At 53.4% G+C, this 15,893-nt stretch carries 15 protein-coding genes; 7 read left to right on the plus strand and 8 right to left on the minus strand.

Going from position 1 to position 15,893, the window contains the following annotated elements:
• The first annotated feature begins 483 nt into the window (after window positions 1-483).
• Both ABD035_RS03105 and ABD035_RS03110 read left to right on the plus strand, forming a co-directional pair.
• Window positions 484-2,565, plus strand: a complete 2,082-nt coding sequence (locus tag ABD035_RS03105; protein ID WP_343867629.1) for an FUSC family protein — start codon at window positions 484-486, stop codon at window positions 2,563-2,565.
• A 36-nt stretch (window positions 2,566-2,601) separates the two neighbouring features.
• Window positions 2,602-3,309: an alpha/beta hydrolase gene (locus ABD035_RS03110; protein WP_343867631.1), complete on the plus strand. Its 708-nt coding sequence runs from the start codon at window positions 2,602-2,604 to the stop codon at window positions 3,307-3,309.
• 190 nt (window positions 3,310-3,499) lie between these two features.
• On the opposite strand, the gene ABD035_RS03115 is transcribed toward ABD035_RS03110, so the two are convergent.
• Window positions 3,500-3,688, minus strand: a complete 189-nt coding sequence (locus tag ABD035_RS03115) for a hypothetical protein (RefSeq protein ID WP_212712222.1) — start codon at window positions 3,686-3,688, stop codon at window positions 3,500-3,502.
• Window positions 3,689-4,435: 747 nt separating this feature from the next.
• Here ABD035_RS03115 and ABD035_RS03120 point away from each other — a divergent pair.
• The 3 genes from ABD035_RS03120 to ABD035_RS03130 are packed head-to-tail and all read left to right on the plus strand — an operon-like array spanning window position 4,436 to window position 7,691.
• Entirely contained in the window at window positions 4,436-5,404 is a 969-nt protein-coding gene (locus tag ABD035_RS03120) for an HlyD family secretion protein (protein ID WP_212712223.1), read from the plus strand.
• Window positions 5,389-6,540: an ABC transporter permease gene (locus ABD035_RS03125; RefSeq protein ID WP_343867635.1), complete on the plus strand. Its 1,152-nt coding sequence runs from the start codon at window positions 5,389-5,391 to the stop codon at window positions 6,538-6,540. The genes ABD035_RS03120 and ABD035_RS03125 overlap by 16 nt, the downstream gene beginning before the upstream one ends.
• Complete coding sequence (locus ABD035_RS03130) at window positions 6,537-7,691, plus strand: ABC transporter permease (protein ID WP_212712225.1); 1,155 nt, start codon at window positions 6,537-6,539, stop codon at window positions 7,689-7,691. Before ABD035_RS03125 ends, ABD035_RS03130 begins: the two co-directional genes overlap by 4 nt.
• A gap of 11 nt (window positions 7,692-7,702) precedes the next feature.
• Here the strand turns inward: ABD035_RS03130 and ABD035_RS03135 are convergent, their stop codons facing one another.
• On the minus strand, window positions 7,703-8,848 hold the full coding sequence (locus ABD035_RS03135; RefSeq protein WP_343868183.1) for an iron-containing alcohol dehydrogenase: 1,146 nt from the start codon (window positions 8,846-8,848) through the stop codon (window positions 7,703-7,705).
• 147 nt (window positions 8,849-8,995) lie between these two features.
• Here ABD035_RS03135 and ABD035_RS03140 point away from each other — a divergent pair, with 147 nt between their 5' ends.
• Window positions 8,996-9,676 (plus strand): aldo/keto reductase, encoded by a 681-nt coding sequence (locus ABD035_RS03140; RefSeq protein ID WP_343867637.1) that lies wholly within the window; start codon window positions 8,996-8,998, stop codon window positions 9,674-9,676.
• Complete coding sequence (locus tag ABD035_RS03145) at window positions 9,673-9,822, plus strand: hypothetical protein (protein ID WP_486388818.1); 150 nt, start codon at window positions 9,673-9,675, stop codon at window positions 9,820-9,822. The genes ABD035_RS03140 and ABD035_RS03145 overlap by 4 nt, the downstream gene beginning before the upstream one ends.
• Before the next feature lie 27 nt (window positions 9,823-9,849).
• Here the strand turns inward: ABD035_RS03145 and ulaA are convergent, their stop codons facing one another.
• The 6 genes from ulaA to ABD035_RS03175 all read right to left on the minus strand — a co-directional run bounded on the left by ulaA (window position 9,850) and on the right by ABD035_RS03175 (window position 15,876).
• Entirely contained in the window at window positions 9,850-11,199 is a 1,350-nt protein-coding gene (gene ulaA, locus ABD035_RS03150) for a PTS ascorbate transporter subunit IIC (protein WP_343867641.1), read from the minus strand.
• Between the two features lie 36 nt (window positions 11,200-11,235).
• A complete protein-coding gene (locus ABD035_RS03155) occupies window positions 11,236-11,517 on the minus strand; it encodes a PTS sugar transporter subunit IIB (RefSeq protein ID WP_212712228.1) in 282 nt (93 codons plus the stop codon).
• A 71-nt stretch (window positions 11,518-11,588) separates the two neighbouring features.
• Complete coding sequence (locus ABD035_RS03160; protein ID WP_343867644.1) at window positions 11,589-12,029, minus strand: PTS sugar transporter subunit IIA; 441 nt, start codon at window positions 12,027-12,029, stop codon at window positions 11,589-11,591.
• A 162-nt stretch (window positions 12,030-12,191) separates the two neighbouring features.
• The gene (locus tag ABD035_RS03165) at window positions 12,192-14,156 is read right to left on the minus strand and encodes an FUSC family protein (protein ID WP_343867646.1); all 1,965 of its coding nucleotides are present in this window, start codon (window positions 14,154-14,156) and stop codon (window positions 12,192-12,194) included.
• Between the two features lie 275 nt (window positions 14,157-14,431).
• Complete coding sequence (locus ABD035_RS03170) at window positions 14,432-14,992, minus strand: DsbA family protein (RefSeq protein WP_425579700.1); 561 nt, start codon at window positions 14,990-14,992, stop codon at window positions 14,432-14,434.
• 140 nt (window positions 14,993-15,132) lie between these two features.
• Complete coding sequence (locus ABD035_RS03175; RefSeq protein WP_343867648.1) at window positions 15,133-15,876, minus strand: aspartate/glutamate racemase family protein; 744 nt, start codon at window positions 15,874-15,876, stop codon at window positions 15,133-15,135.
• Window positions 15,877-15,893: the final 17 nt, after the last annotated feature.

Below are 15,893 nucleotides of genomic sequence, written 5' to 3' on the forward strand. Positions count from 1 at the left end.
ACCTGCTGCGGTAGTTCGGGCTGAGCAGGACAAGGACAACACCCGTAAAGGGCATCACCGGGAATAATGTACACGATAAACTGTGAGAGTCTTCGGGCGGTACGGATGACAGGCAGGGATACAGTGGGATACGGCCGGTCTGTTTTCAGCCTTTGTCACCCCCGGGTCTGATGGGCAAAGCCTGCGGACCACCCGGAAGACCGTTCAACCTGCCGGGTCTGCGGTATCACCTCCGGCCTTTTCCCCCGACTGCCGCGCGATAAACCCGGGGGGCAGTGTCAAGGGAAACGGTCAGGGAGGTCAGCTTACCCACTCAGCCCGCTCTCCGGACTCTGTGAGCTTAAAGATGCTGCCTGTTCATTCTGCCAGTGACCCCTGAGCCGGGGGCGTCCGGGCCTGTTACAATTTTAGTCGTGAGCAGATCACCGGGTGTACTATACTCGCCATCAGTCTCAGCAAAAGTCTTATAACTGACTGTAACCTATGAATTATTTAACAAAAAGTGCGATTGTCTTTTCGTTGAAAACGGCGCTGGCGGCATTCCTGGCGTTTTATCTGGCATTAGAACTTAATCTGGAAAAACCGACCTGGTCACTCACCACGGTGTATGTCGTGTCACAGATTTACTCCGCCTCCACGGTATCAAAATCATTTTTCAGGCTGCTGGGCACCGTACTGGGCGGAATTTTTATTTTCGTCATTTATCCGGCCACGGTGATGTCACCGGTTTTGTTCAGTTTTACGGTCTCCGCCTGGGTTGCGCTATGTCTTTATCTGTCCTTACATGATCGGACACCGAAAAGTTATATTTTTATGCTGGCCGGATACAGTGCGGCGATTATGGGGTTCCCGGACGTGACGACACCGTCAGCCATTACCTATACCGTGATCTCCCGTATTGAAGAGGTGGCACTGGGCATCCTCTGCAGTAGTCTGGTGCATGTGCTGATTTTTCCGGTGAGTATGAAATCGCTGCTACAGAACAGTGTCGATAACTGGTATCAGCAGGCAAAAAAAGTCTGTGCCTCATTGCTCAGCCAGCAAGCCCGATCGGCAGAAATGCCCGAACGGGAACAGATCCTGGTCCAGATGGCGAATTACCCCGTGAGTGTGGAAGTGCTGATGACTCACTGTGCCTACGAACCCGATCAGGTGAAGCGGCTGGTACGTCTGGTGTCGGCGCAGTATCAGCACCTCTCTTATCTGGTTCCGACCCTGACGGCGATAGAAAAACGTCTGAGTCTGCTGTCTGCAGAAAATATCCGGCTGCCTGAACTGATGACGCATTGCATGGGCCGGTTTCTTGACTGGCTGGAACAACCGGCCAGCACGGAGGATGTGGTTTCAATTAATGCGTTACTGGAAGAGACACAGCAGAAGATCACAGAAAATTTTCATTCCGGTAGCCGGGGCACCGAAGAGTGTTTGTTGTTTCTGGGGCTGACCCGTCGGTTACAGAACTTTGTGCGTATTCTGAGTGCGTACCATGGGGTGGAAGTCAGGATTTCGCGGCTTCGCAGACGCGGTAAATCTTCTCCTGCAGGGCACCGGCAACGTTATTTCGACCACGGCATGATCTCGTTGTCTGCCTTTACGGCCTTTGCCGCGACCTTTATTGCCTGCCTGTTCTGGATCGGCTCGGGCTGGAAAAGTGGCTACAATGCGGCAATGATCGCCGCCGTAACCTGTTCGTTTTTTGCAACCCACGACAGCCCGATCGGCGGAATGCGGGTGTTTCTGAAAGGTATCGCCATTGCTATCGCCATCAGCATTTTTTATTCCATGGTGATCCTGCCAGGCGCAATCACCTTTGAAGCGATGATCATTTGTCTGTTACCGGCACTGTTTCTGATGGGGCTGATTATTGCTAACCCGGCCACCAACTTTATCGGGCTGATTATCGCCACACAGCTCCCCGCCTATATCGGCCTGACCCATGATTTTGCCCCCAATCCATTTGCGACCGTCAACGCCGCGATTTCCACCTTTGTCGGGATTGTCATTTCGCTGGTGGTGACACTGATGATCCGCAACAAACGTCCTTCATGGACCGCGAAAAGAGCCCTGCGGGCGGGCATTAAAGAATTGTTACAGCTTCTCAATGATATCCGTCTGCATAAAGCGTCATTATTGCAGCGCCAGCAGTTCGTTCAGCGAATGCTGGACAGAATCAACGTTATCCTGCCAAGGAATAAAGCCGACCCGGGAAACACGCTGACCGTTGAAAATAACCTGATCACTGAAGTATGGCTGGGAGCAAATGTCTTTGACTTCTATGCCCGTGATCCGGAAGTCCTCCGTTTAAACGGACTTGAGACAGACGCGTTGCTTTATGAGATCAGCTTATACCTGAAGAGGCGATTAAAAAATATCCATGAACAACCCGGCAGCAGGCTGCTGCATGAACTGGAAACGTTGTTATCCGTCATGGAGCCGATGGCGAAAAATAATCCGCAGTTATTTATGCCCTTGTATTTTTTGTTCAACATCCGGTTATCCCTGTTTCCACGGATCCGCTGGAATACCGGGGCAGGAAAATCCTGGTTTCCGGGGGATGACCGTTAAATTTTTACCGGAAAAAGCAGCATAAGAGGAATAAGAGTGAGAAAAGTACTGGCAGTGATCGGCGTATTTTGTATCTTCCTGATACACCCTGCGGTCCGGGCAAGTGAACTGACCTATTTATTTATGCCGGCTGTCCGGCAGGATAAACCGCAATCGATGCTGCTGATGATGCATGGTTATGGCGCGAATGAACAGGATTTCAACGACTTCCCGGTGATTGTGCCGGGTAACATGATTGTGGTTTCACTGCGGGCACCGCTCCCTGTCGCCGGAGACAGTTATCAGTGGTATCGCAATTCAGACAAACAGACGCAGGTTGCCGCCGATCAGCAAAGCAGCAGTGATGCGGTGGTTTCGACGGTGAAGACCTTACAACAGCAATATCACGTCTCCGCCAGCCATACCTATCTGGGGGGATTCAGCCAGGGAGCGGTGATGACCTATAAGGTCGCACTGATGTATCCGCAGTTATTCCACGGCGTGGCGGTTTTCAGCGGACATTTGCCGGCGAATTTTTCGTTAAGCAATATTCCGCGCCAGCAGGTCAGTCAGTTGCATTTTTTTATCGGCCACGGGGAATCGGATCAAAGGATCCCGTTGCGACAGGCCAGACAGGCGGTGAGTCAGCTGAGCGGTATAACGCCGGACATTACCTTTAAAACGTATCCGGGCATGGGGCATACCATGAGCCTGGATGAAATTAAGGACTTCAGGCAATGGCTTTTCACACAGGAGTTTCAGTAAGAAGAGCAGGACGTGAAGAGGGGGGAAGGCCGTGCAGCGACCGGCAGGAGACCCGGTATTCGCGGTGACGAGGGCCGGTTACGGTAGCCCTGCGGGACATCTCTGCCGGGGCAAAGACGGTTCCGCAGTATGGCCTCGGGTCATTTGTACTGCCGGCAAAATCTGAGGGGGCAGTCTCCGGCGCGCACACTTAGCCCTCGAAGGAGTACGCCGGGCGGGTAATACCGGCAGGGCGGCAGCTGGCATTAAGCAACTGGCTGAATTCAGCTTCAGCCCGGGTGACGGCCTGAAGAAATTCCGCCGGTGACAGGGATTGTTGCTGACCGTTAACGTAAGCCAGTGCCAGTTCTTTACTGTTAAAACGATTCAAAGAAAACATAGTGTGGTTAAACTCCGCAGGCAGATTAGATTCAGGTCAAATAATAAGCTTTACGCCTGCGTGGGTGAATCCGGAAATCTGTATCAATTCGATAGGTGATCTCGTTCGCAGAGATATGGAATTGTCACTTTTTATTTCGCATCCCGGGCCAGTGGCGGTATCCCGCCTGTTCGGGGGAGGCTTTCCGGCCGCCACGTACCCTGCTAAGACTGGCAATTCAGCGCAGGGAGTTTCGCCCTGAAAACTCCGGCCGCGCAGGAACAGCCGCAGGCACAGATGAGAGCGTATACGGGGATTACCGGGCACAGTCTTTCTGCGGCGGCGGTGGCCGGGGTTGCCGGCCGGTGCAGGGGGCGTTCTTTTCCGGGCAGCGGCGGGTGAGGGTGACTCTATTCCCTGTCGCCGCGGGGATGCCGGGACGGGCAGAGTACGCGGCCATGGTTTCACCGGTATTTCCCTGGCACATCACGGGACAATGGGGAGTCAGAAAGCCGGTGGTGTTGTCAGCATCAGCTCATCAGCGATGCGGACGATGTTTATTAACGCAGCCCTAATCAATGATTGGCAGCGCCCGATGAGACGTTCACTAAACTATGGCGTTAGCCTGATTAATGCAGAGAGCTTACCGGCAGATAGATTGCGGGTATGAGTCCGGGCATAACCTGAATCAATGCTCTATGCTTTTTTTATGTCAAAATTGTGGTTAGCGATGATGGAACACTCTTACTGTGCACTGGAGCAGTTTGCATGAATAAAAAAATAATACTGACCGTATTGCTGATGATTGCGGTCGTTTCGCTGGCCGTTTTCTTTCGGGCCCAGAATCAGGGGCTGTTATTACAGGGCGAAGTGGATGCGCCGGAAGTGATTGTGACATCTAAAGCGAAGGGCCGCGTCATTGAACGTGAAGCCCAGCGCGGCGATGATGTCCGGGCCGGCGAAGTACTGATGAAACTGGAAGCTCCCGAACTTATCGCCCAGCTGAAAGCAGCCGAAGCGGCCCGCGATCAGGCAAAAGCCCAGCTGGATCTCTCTCTCAGCGGCACCCGTGAAGAAAGTATCCGTAATCTTCGTGCCGTGCTGGCGTCAGCCACATCGGACTACCAGAATGCCCGTGACGAATATAACCGGCAACTGAAGATTGCCGCGAAAGGCTATATTTCTGCTCAGGCACTGGACGATGCGCGTAATGCCCGCAATACCGCGTTGCAGTCCATGCAAAGTGCACAGGCCAATCTGGATGAAGGATTGCATGGCGATCGTGTTCAGCAGCGGGAAATTTATGCCGCCCAGCTGGATGAGGCAGAACAGCAACTACTGGAAATTAAAGCGCAGACGGATGACCTGGTGGTCAGAGCGCCGGTGGATGGTGAGGTCGGCCCTATCCCGGCGGAGGTCGGTGACCTGCTGACGGCTTACAGTCCGTTGCTGACCCTGGTGCGTCTGCCGGATGCCTATTTTGTGTTTAATCTGCGTGAGGATATTCTCGCGCATGTCAGAAAAGGCGACATCATTGAGCTGCGGGTTCCGGCATTAAATAACGCAAGAATAAAAGCTGAAGTGCATTATATTGCGCCGCTGGGAGACTTTTCGACCAAAAGTGCAACGCGGGCGACAGGCGATTTTGATTTAAAAACATTTGAAGTGCGCCTGCGGCCTTTACAGCCTGTGAATGGGTTGCGACAGGGAATGAGTGCATTATGGCAATGGAAGTAAAATACGGACGTCGTTGTTTCCGCCAGGCATTTAACCGCGAGCTGAGAAATGCCTTCAGACGGCCAATGATCCACTGGCTGACCTGGATCTTCCCGTTGTTACTGTTCTGGTTACTGAGCAGTAACTTCTCGGCCGGAACCCTGCTGAATTTACCGGTCGCGGTGGTGGATAATGACCACAGTGAGTTGTCACGGCAAATCATCCGCGACCTGGACGCCAGTCCTCATGCCTCACTCACTGAGTGGCCGGGCGGCCTTGAACAGGCGGAACAGAAATTACGGACCGCGCAAGATTACGGTATCGTCTATATCCCGGCAGATTTCGAGGCCGATGTCCTGGCCGGACGCCAGCCACAGGTGGTTTTTTATTACAACGCGCTGTTTTATGCCTCAGGGCTGTATTCCACCCAGGACTTCTCCGGTCTGATGACGACCCTGAACAGCCAGTATCGCAATATTATGGCGGCTAAAATTGGCAAGCAGGTCCCGACGCTGGCTCAGGTATCCTTAACCTACCAAAGCCTGTTTAATGCCAGTGGCAGCTATATTTATTATCAGCAGTTCGCTGCCACTATCCATCTGATGCAGTTATTTGTCGTCGCCTGCATGATCTATGTGTTATCCCGCAGTAAGCCGCTGGTTTACTCTAATTCTTTCACCTTGTCGTTACTGGGAAAGATGGCTCCCTATACGCTTATCTATACCACGGTACTGATGGCGCAGATTGCCTTACTGGTCTGGGCTTCAGATGCCAGGGTGGTGGGGAATGCGTTCTATATGTACTGTGTCGCTTTTTTCTACATTATGGCAGCGCAGAGTCTTGCGGTGTTTCTGTTCACTTTTACCCGCTCAGCCATTACCGCCTATACGCTGATGGCATTGCTGGTGAGTATTGCCATGACATTTTCGGGGCTGGCGGTGCCGGAATTATCCATGCCATTACCGGCTCAGATTATTTCTAACCTGGAACCGCTGACCCATGCTTTGTATGCCATGTTCGATCTGTTCCTGCGTCAGGTCCCGGCGCAACCGGTGGCCAGTGTCTGTGCCTTATTACTGGCTTACCCGCTGGTGGTAGGTTTGCTGGTCCGGAAACGATTACCGGCCCGCCTTCGCGCACAAGAGGCGATGACATGACCGTATTTTTTCAGACGTTCCGCAAAGTCCTGACCGGCATGCTGCAACGGCCGATGTGGGGAATCTTGCTGATCTCATTGTGTGTTATGAGTCTGGTGTATGCGAACCGTACCGTCTGGAATCTGCCGGTGGCGGTGGTGGACCAGGATCATAGTACCGCCAGCCGCTTACTGATCCGTAATCTGGATGCCACTTCCAAGATTGAGATGATCAACTACGCGGATCTGCAAACCGCCAGACGTGACCTGGGCTGGCGTAAGTTATTTGCTATCATCATTATGCCGGTCGATCTGGAACAGAAAATGCTGGCCGGGGAATCCGTGTCTATCCCGGTATTCGGAGATGCGACCAACCGTTTGCCGAACGGGCAGATAGAGCAGGATGTGATCGCCGCTTACCAGCAGATGCTCGCCCATTATAATAATGAAATTCTCCTGAGCCACGGTTTTACCTCCCCGGAAGCCAGTGTGCTGTTAACGCCCATCAAAGCCGAAATACAGCCACTGTTTAACCCCGGTATCAGCTTTGCGGCCATTATCTTTCCCGGGTTGCTGGTGATGTTATTACAACACTCCCTGTTAATCGCCAGCGTACGGGTTAATCTGACCATCAGTGCCAGCGGTAAACCGTCGATGCCGGTTATTCTGGGGGCATATTCCGCGTTACTGCCTATCTGGCTCTTTCTGTCGATAGTCCTGTTTGTTCTCTGGCCATGGGTATTGGGTTACCGGCAAACGGCCAGCATGGCCGAAATAGTGTTGCTGACTTTTCCTTTCCTGCTGGCGGTGATCAGTCTCGGAAATTTGCTGACGGAATGTATCCGGCGTGTGGAAATCGTTTATCTGACCTTATCCTTTATGACCATGCCGGTCTTTTACATTTCAGGGACCATCTGGCCTGTCCAGGCGATGCCCTGGGGCGTCAGATTACTCTCTGATCTGCTCCCCTCGACCTGGGCAGTGAAAGCCATCGCAGGGGTCAACCAGATGGGGCTTTCCTGGAAAAATGCACTGCCCGATGTGGTGGTGTTGTTGTTACTTTGCCTGTTATTCAATCTGCTGGAATTTCTGATTAACACCTTCCGGAACCGTCAGCGTCGGCAGGCGTTCCTCAGCTTTTTCCGCCTGAAACCGGGGGATAACGCCGGGTAATGGGCCGGAGGCTAGCCTTCCAACGGCCAGCTCTCCGACAACATAAACAACATCTGTTGCGGGCTGTATTTTATCAGGGAATTCTTGCTGCCCGCCTTGCTGAGGATTTCGTGGCACCGAGCCACAGGCAGGGCAGGCGGCGACTGCCACAGATCGTAAGGGGCCATCTCCCGCAACCAGTCCGCCAGTTGCCGTGCCGTATTCTCCGGCGGACGGTCAGGGAAAAGCCCCTGCCACAACTCGTCCAGCAGGCGCTGCTGACGGGGGTCTTTTATCTGTTCACACAGACCAAGAAACGGCAGTAATAACCGGCCACACACTTCTCCGTGATGCCAGGGCATCAATGCACCCGTCTCACCGGCCAGACCATGGATCACCCCAAGCCCTGCCATACTGAGGCTGAGGCCTCCCAGCCAGGAAGCCATCATCATTTTTTCTCTGGCGCATTCTCCCTGTTCATCCGGCTGTGTCAGTGCGGGCCAGGCCGCCACGAAGAGTTGCATCCCCTGCAGTGAAAAACTGCGACTAAAGACGCTGCTTTCTGAAGAAAGCCAGGCTTCGAATAAATGGGTGAAGGCATCGATCGCGCAGCTGGCCAGGATCGTGGCAGGGGTATTGTTCAGCAATTGCGGGTCCAGCAGCGCAATATCCGGGACCAGCGCCGGATGGCGTAATGAGGCCTTTACGCGATAGTGGTGTTGATCGGTCACCACCGCGTTCATCGTAACTTCGCTGCCTGTGCCTGCCGTGGTGGGGACGGCAATCAGTGGCAGACGCTCTCCGCTTAACGGCGTATCACCCACTTTTTCCAGATAACGGATCGCCGGCAGAGGATGGCGGCAGAGAGTACTGAACGCTTTCGCGGCATCCAGCACACTGCCCCCGCCTATCGCCAGCACTCTTTTGGCTAGGTTGCGCCATTTTTGTACCCACTCATCAAGCTCCTGCGGGGAGGCTTCATGGCTGACGGTGATCACCCCGGCAATCAGGTCACCGGTTTCTGACTGCAGTAATGGCCAGTATTCACCGGCAGCAAACGACCGGTTAATAAAAACCAGTGTCGGCAGGGGCGCTGCCAATAGCAGCGTTTTCAGCTGACTGAGGCAACCTGGCCCGAAAATTGTATGCTGATTACAGAAGAGATGGGTTTGCCGCATCACGGATGACTCCCGGGTTAAATCAGAAGTGTCGTGCAGCACTCACGGAATTGCCAGTGTCAGCCTGACGGAAGACGCGGCTGAGACCGGAATATTTTATTTAATCGATCCCGGTCACAGGCCAGGTGATAACGGATGCGGAGTCGAATGAAGAAATCACTGACTTTTTCCGCGCTGGCCGCTGGCACGAAAGCGGCAGGCGACGGGCGTTACCCGGAAAAGCAGGCTATGACGGCACTGCATCGCGCGATAGATTGCGGGATCACCACCATTGATACCTCTGCCTTGTACGGTCAAGGCCGGGCGGAGCGGATGACCGGTAAAGTGATGGCAACGCGCCGGCAGGAGGTCTGTCTGGTGTCGGAAGTGGTGTCAGGCGCAGCTAATCGCTGGTTATCCCGGCGTTTTTGTCAGGCTTCTCTGAAGCGACTACAAACGGATCATATTGATTTTTATATTCTGCACCGCCGCTATCCCGGCCTGCTGGCATCCGCGGTCCGCAGCCTCGAAAGACTCCGCCAGGAAGGGTTGATCGGGGGCTGGGGCGTTGCGGACTTTGATGTCCGGGATATTAAACAACTGCTTGCGCTGCCGGGCGGTGAAAACTGCCGTATCAACAAGGTGATGTATCACTGTGCTGCGCGCGGTCCTGAATACCGTTTACTGGACCAATGCCGTCAGGCCGGTATTCATTTGATGGCATATCCCCTTTCGGGGGAGCAGGGGATCCGCTGCTTAGCGCGCCGGTGCTGGAGATTATTGCCCGTGACCATCGCTGTCAGCCGGCAGAAATCGCACTGGCCTGGATCCTCCGGCAGCCCGGGATGACCGCAATTATCGAAGCCGACAGTCCGGTACACCCCGGGCGGCTCGCCAGGGCGAAAACCCTGGCGCTGACGGCGGCCGATCTCGCGGCGATTAACGGCGTGTTTCCGCCACCGGTTATCCGTCAGCCACTTTCACGTCAGCAATAGCCGCCAGATAAAAGGCCGCCAGACGGGCTATCGTTGACGATTTAACTGGTGATATCCGATCATCACCACGTAGATAGCGACCAGCACGGCGATGATCATCTCATGGGAAATCCAGCGAATGGCCTGACCGAGCACGATACCGACCACGCCATAATCCGAGTCGGAGAATGTGGTATTTTCCAGCCCTACCTGACCGAGAAGCGGGATCAGAATGGCGGGCAGGAAGGTGATCAGTAATCCGTTGGCAAAGGCACCTGCAACGGCTCCGCGCCGTCCACCGGTCGCATTGCCAAAGACACCGGCGGTGGCACCGGTAAAGAAGTGTGGCACCACGCCCGGTAAGATCAGTACCCAGTTAAGCTGGCCCAGCAGTAGCAGTCCGGCCAGTCCGCCGGCAAAACTGGAGACGAAGCCTATCAGTACGGCATTCGGGGCATAGGGATAGACAATCGGGCAATCCAGGGCAGGCCGCGCATCCGGGACCAGCTTTTCAGAAAACCCCTGAAAGGCCGGGATGATTTCAGACAGGATCAGACGAACCCCGGAGAGGATGATGTAAACTCCGGCGGCAAAAGTGATCCCCATCAGGACAGAGAAGATAATGATGTTCTGTCCCTGGCTGATGTTCTCCCGGACATACTCTCCCCCGGAACAGAGGCAGAGGATAATATAGATGATCATCATGGTCAGTGAGATGGAGATGGTACTGTCACGCAAAAAGCCGAGATTTTTGGGCAGCGTCAGATCTTCGGTTGACGGGGAATTTTTACCGACCAGCCGGCCTATCCCTGCCGCGAGGATATAACCGATGGTTCCGGTATGGGCCAGTGCGACCTCATCCTCTCCGGTAATTTTCCTCATCACAGGTTGTGCCATCGCAGGGAAGGTCACCATAAAAATCCCCATCACCAGCGACCCGCAAATCACCAGAGAGACCCCGCTAAACCCGGCAATACTCAGGATCACCGCCAGCATGCAGGCCATATAGAAAGAGACATGCCCGGAGAGGTAGATATATTTCAGACGATTGAACCGCGCCAGAAAAATATTAGCCACCATGCCAAACGCCATGATATACGCGGTACTTTCCCCGTAGTGCGCCATAGAAAGCGACACAATGGCTTCATTATTAGGGATCACCCCCTGCATATTGAAGGCGTGTTCAAACATTTCTCCCAGTGGCCCCAGGGTTGATACCAGCAGCATGGCACCGCCGCTTAATACCAGAAAGCCCAGGATCGTTTTAATGGTCCCCTGAATAATAAGGTCGGGACTTTTCTTACGCGCACATAAGCCGATGAAAGCAATCAGCCCCACCAGAATGGCCGGGACTTTAAGAATATCGAGGAAAAAAGCGAGCACCGATGCCATAGTCATACTCCCGAAGGTCATTACAGAAGATGTCTGCAGGGATCAGGCGTGATCCGTCAGCCACTGCCCCAGTTTTTCTTCAAGTTCGGCTTTGGAGATAATACTCTTCAGAACGATGATTTTGTGCGGATCCACTTTACCGTGCATACCCGGGGCGAGATCCTGACCGAGCACGAAAATATCCGCCAGGTCAGTACTGACCGAGGCTAAATCCGTATGGCTGACCTCGGCCGCTTTACCCAGTTTTTCCATGACGGTGCGGATGTTTTTTTCCAGCATGAAACTGCTGCCTAAGCCATGACCACAGACTGCATAAATTTTCATTCTCATACCCTCTGTTCAGTGGACGGACGCCTGTTCGGGCCGGATAACGGCAGCGCCATTGCAAGGTCAGGTTAATAACGACGGATTAATGAATGCAGAACGTCCGGGTCACCACTGGCCAGTTGCGCAATATTGTCCTCATCGTCCAGCAGTTCTGCCAGCGAGGAAATCAGGGAAATATGGCTGTCGGCATCTTTGGCCGCCAGCAGGAAGATGAGCCGGACAGGATCGTTCCCGTCACTGCCGAACGCCACACCGTCTTTCACGACCAGCAGGGACAGGCCGATACCGTGGGATCCGTTTTCGGGGCGACTGTGTGGCATGGCGACACCCGGCGCCAGCACATAATAAGGGCCGGTACGCCGGTGTTCAGCAATAATTTCCTCAATATAGCGGCGGCTAATCACCCCTTCACGGAGCAGCGGCTCTCCTGCCAGCTCAATGGCTTGTTGCCAGTTATCCAGCCGGTCACAAACGCGGATTCGGTCATTATTCAGATAATCAGATAACATAAAACCCCTTATTAACAGGAGAGTCGCAGGGAAAAACCTTTAAAATCAGTATGTCAGCATATATAACGGCGAGGTTAAATGTTGTGATGAATTTCACAATTCAGGGAGGGTCTTTCACAGGAGTCCGGCGGGTGGGTCGCCCGCCGGGCCGGGGGCAGACGGTTAACGGCTCAGCAATTCACCCCGGTATTGTGTGAGGAGTTTTTGCAGGTCGTTGACCACCACCGTTATTTTTTCAGGCTCCGGCAGAATACGGATCACCAGCAGATACTCATGGAGTAGTTGCTGAAGTTTCAGGTAGGCTCGTTCCCGTTGGATGGCCATCCGCTGATGAGACAAATCATTGGCCGCCTCACGGATTTGCTGGTGAAAATCAGAGAGAGTCTGCAGGTTGGGAATATTCAGCGCGGTAATCCGCCGGTAAATAATGATCAGATTAATGCCCAGCCGGTAGCGCATCAGCTTACGGCTGTCCATGGTGATCAGCAGCAGCAAATCATCGTATAACGCACTCAGACGGCTGATTTTACGGCGTTTAGGGTTCGTCGTCAGCGTCTGCAGTGACGTGGTCAGAATATTACGTAGCAGGGCCGTCGACAGGGTGCTCTTACTTAAATCCGGGATCAGCCAGATAATGGTCAGGGTGACGACCGCGCCGAGGATCTGCCCCAGTGCGCTATCCATATAGTGATTAAAGTTGAACGTTTCCGGGTTAGTGATCGGGATCAGGTTAAAAATAAACATCAGGGACGCTGCGCTGCCAGGGATCTTCCATTGAACGCACAGGGAGAAAAAGAATACCAGCAGACTGATGGCAATGATCAGCAGCAGAAAACTTTGTTGTGTGGACGGCACCACCACCAGGTAATAGAAGAGGCTGATCGGCAGGATGTAAATCATGCCGTAGATAAAATCCATGGCGAGTTTGCGCGGGTTTTCGGCCCGCATTGCCAGGGTTGAGACGATACTCGAAATAATCAGGAATCCGGTGATCGCAGAAGAAGTGGTGGTCAGCCACAGACAACACCCCACAAGCCCGGTCAGAAAGGTGCGCAGGCCGTTGATCAGTGCATGTGACTTCTGTACCGAGGCGGCGGCATTAATCGCATAACGGCTGATGATCTCTTTTTCCACTTCATGCAGCGGAACTTTGGACTGCACGCCGGTGCAAAGAATGCGTAACTCTTTCAGACCTTTGATCCAGGAGGAGAGTGCATAAGGCGTATGGCCGGCAGGAAGCTGATGGATGAGCAGGGTAAACTGATGGATTTTCTGTACCAGGGCCGTGTTGTCCGTGACAGGATGATTAAATAACAGATACCAGCTGGAACTGCGCTTTTCGGGTTGTTGCTGAAAATATTGCCAGGTTTCATAAGTCAGAGTACACAGATGAAACATCAGACCGTTAATCCCTTTTAACCGCTGATGCAGTAACGGATTATTATGAGTTGATTCCATTTTTAATACCTGACGCATGGCATTAAATTTTTTGCATTCTTCCAGCATAAGTTTAAAACGTTCTTCAAATTCCTGTTCATTACTGGCAGTAAAGCAGCAACTCATTAACCGGAATAATGCCAGCGGGCATTCATCAATAAACCGTCGTATCTGCGGTTTAATACTGCGGGGAAGAAACAGTAAATCTGAAAATATAATACACAGCAATCCGAGTGATATTTCCAGTGACCGGTAAATGGCGATCTGCGGGGCGGCCTGCGGGTCCTGCCAGGCGGTGACCAGAATAATAAAGACGGAGTATCCGGCCAGACCGAAGGCGTAAGAAATTTCCTGTTTAACGACGGTATACACCCAGGAGAAAACACCGGCCCAGACGCAGCAGGCCAGTAGCATCAGTACCGGCGCCCGTGACAAGCCACAGATAATCACCACCGCCCCGACAGAGCCGATAGCGGTACCGATAAGTCGCAGAAAGCCCCGGAATCTCAGCACACCGGTCATCGGTTCACCGCCGGAGGCGAAAGCGGGGGATGCCGCAATGATTGCCACTGTCATCATCGACCATTTCGGGGTGTCCAGTTGCAGGACAAAACTCATGACCAACGCCATCACAAGGGCAAAAGTCGTTTTGCAGGCAAAACGAAGCCGGAAAAGTAATGAATTATGCATTTTTTATATTAAATCGTTATTTAAAATAATTGCAGGCTGCCTTTAGGGCACACGTCGTCTGTTGTCACCTGAAAACAGGTAACCCTGGGGGTGTTTGAATTAACGGAGCATCCGGGATATTTCCACACAGGAATTGGGTGATAAACACCATCTTACGCCTTTGCGAAGAAACACAAAAGTGTGATTTGCATCAAAGTAATAAAAAAAATTTGCGAAAGTATTTCCGGAGAAGGGCAAAATGGCGGTGAATACCGGCAATATTCACCGCGGCGTTATCACGCGTTACGGATCCTCTCCGCCCACTGACTGATTTCCTCGCCACTGCCCATATCGGCCTGAATTAAGCCGTTGATCATAAATGTCGGCGAGACATGAATACCGTTCTGACGGGAATATTTGCAGTGCCACTTAATCAGTTGCTGCAGTTCCGGTTTATCAAAGGCCTCGCTGACGCGGATCCCGCTGTATTTTTCGATACGTTCAATAATCTGCTGCGGCGTGGTGGTCATATTCTGGCCACGGCAGTGATCCTCGAATTCGAATTCCTCACGGTGTTCACCGACGGCCTGCATGATTTTCAGGGCGGCGGCGTTCCCCTCCGGCAACGTTTTTGCCGCCAGAATACAGCGGACAATCACGCCCGAAAACATATGCCATGGCTGGGACTGCAGATAGATCCTGACGGAGAGCTGGTCTTCGCCTGCCAGGCTGACTAATCCGCTCAGCTTATTGAAGGCCCTGACAGAGAACGGGCAGGTAGGTTCCAGAAAAACTTCCAGCAGTGCCGGGCCATGACCCAGGGTCAGAGCTTTATCAGAGACAGATGACGCAACCATGATGATCCTCATTTATCAGAACAGACGCGGTAAGCCGGTCTGCTTTACTGCAAACATGCCCTGCAATCATCAGGGCGGTGATCGATACCTTAAGCATAAAGTGGCGATCGCCCTGACGCAACCTCCGGCACCTGAACGGTTCAGAAAGGATTCATACCGGCAAAGATGCCGGTCAGCGGCTTTTTCAGGGGATAATCAAAATCCCCGTGCTTGCTGGTGGTCAGTCCCAGAGCGGCCAGGGACCCCACCAGTCTGACCGCGGCACTGACCCCCTCAATGACCGGCACACCTGTCTCCCGCGTCAGTTCACGGGCAATACCGGCCATGCCGCCGCAGCCCAGCACAATCGCTCCACAGTGGTCATGCCTGATGGCTTCAAGACACTGGCGGCGGATCTCTTCCAGAGCCACAGCCTCCTGTTGCTCCAGAGTCAGCACGGGGAGTTCGATGGTACGGATGGAGGCGCAGTGGTCACTGAATCCGTATTGTTGCAACAGGTGTCTGGCGATGATCACCGTGCGTGGCAGGGTAGTGACAATACTGAACCTGGTCGCCACCAGGGTGGCCATATGCATCGCCGCCTCCGCAATGCCGACCACCGGGGCCGTGGCCAGTTCTCTGGCAGCCCGCAGTCCGGGGTCACCGAAACAGGCGATGATATGACCATCGACCCCTTGCTGGCGTCCCGCCGCTATCTGTTGCAGCACGCCCGTGACCGCAATCGCCTCATCGAAATGCCCTTCGATGGACGCTACCCCTGCCTGTGGGTTCACCGCGAGGATCCGGGTGTCAGCCGGGGCGGCCTCGCGGGCTGCCCGGGCCATTTTTTCGGTCATGGTCTGACAGGTATTCGGATTAATTAATTGTATACAATAATCTGGCATGTTTTGTCTCTCCGGCA

The organism is Tatumella terrea, assembly GCF_039523755.1.
GTDB lineage: Bacteria > Pseudomonadota > Gammaproteobacteria > Enterobacterales > Enterobacteriaceae > Tatumella > Tatumella terrea.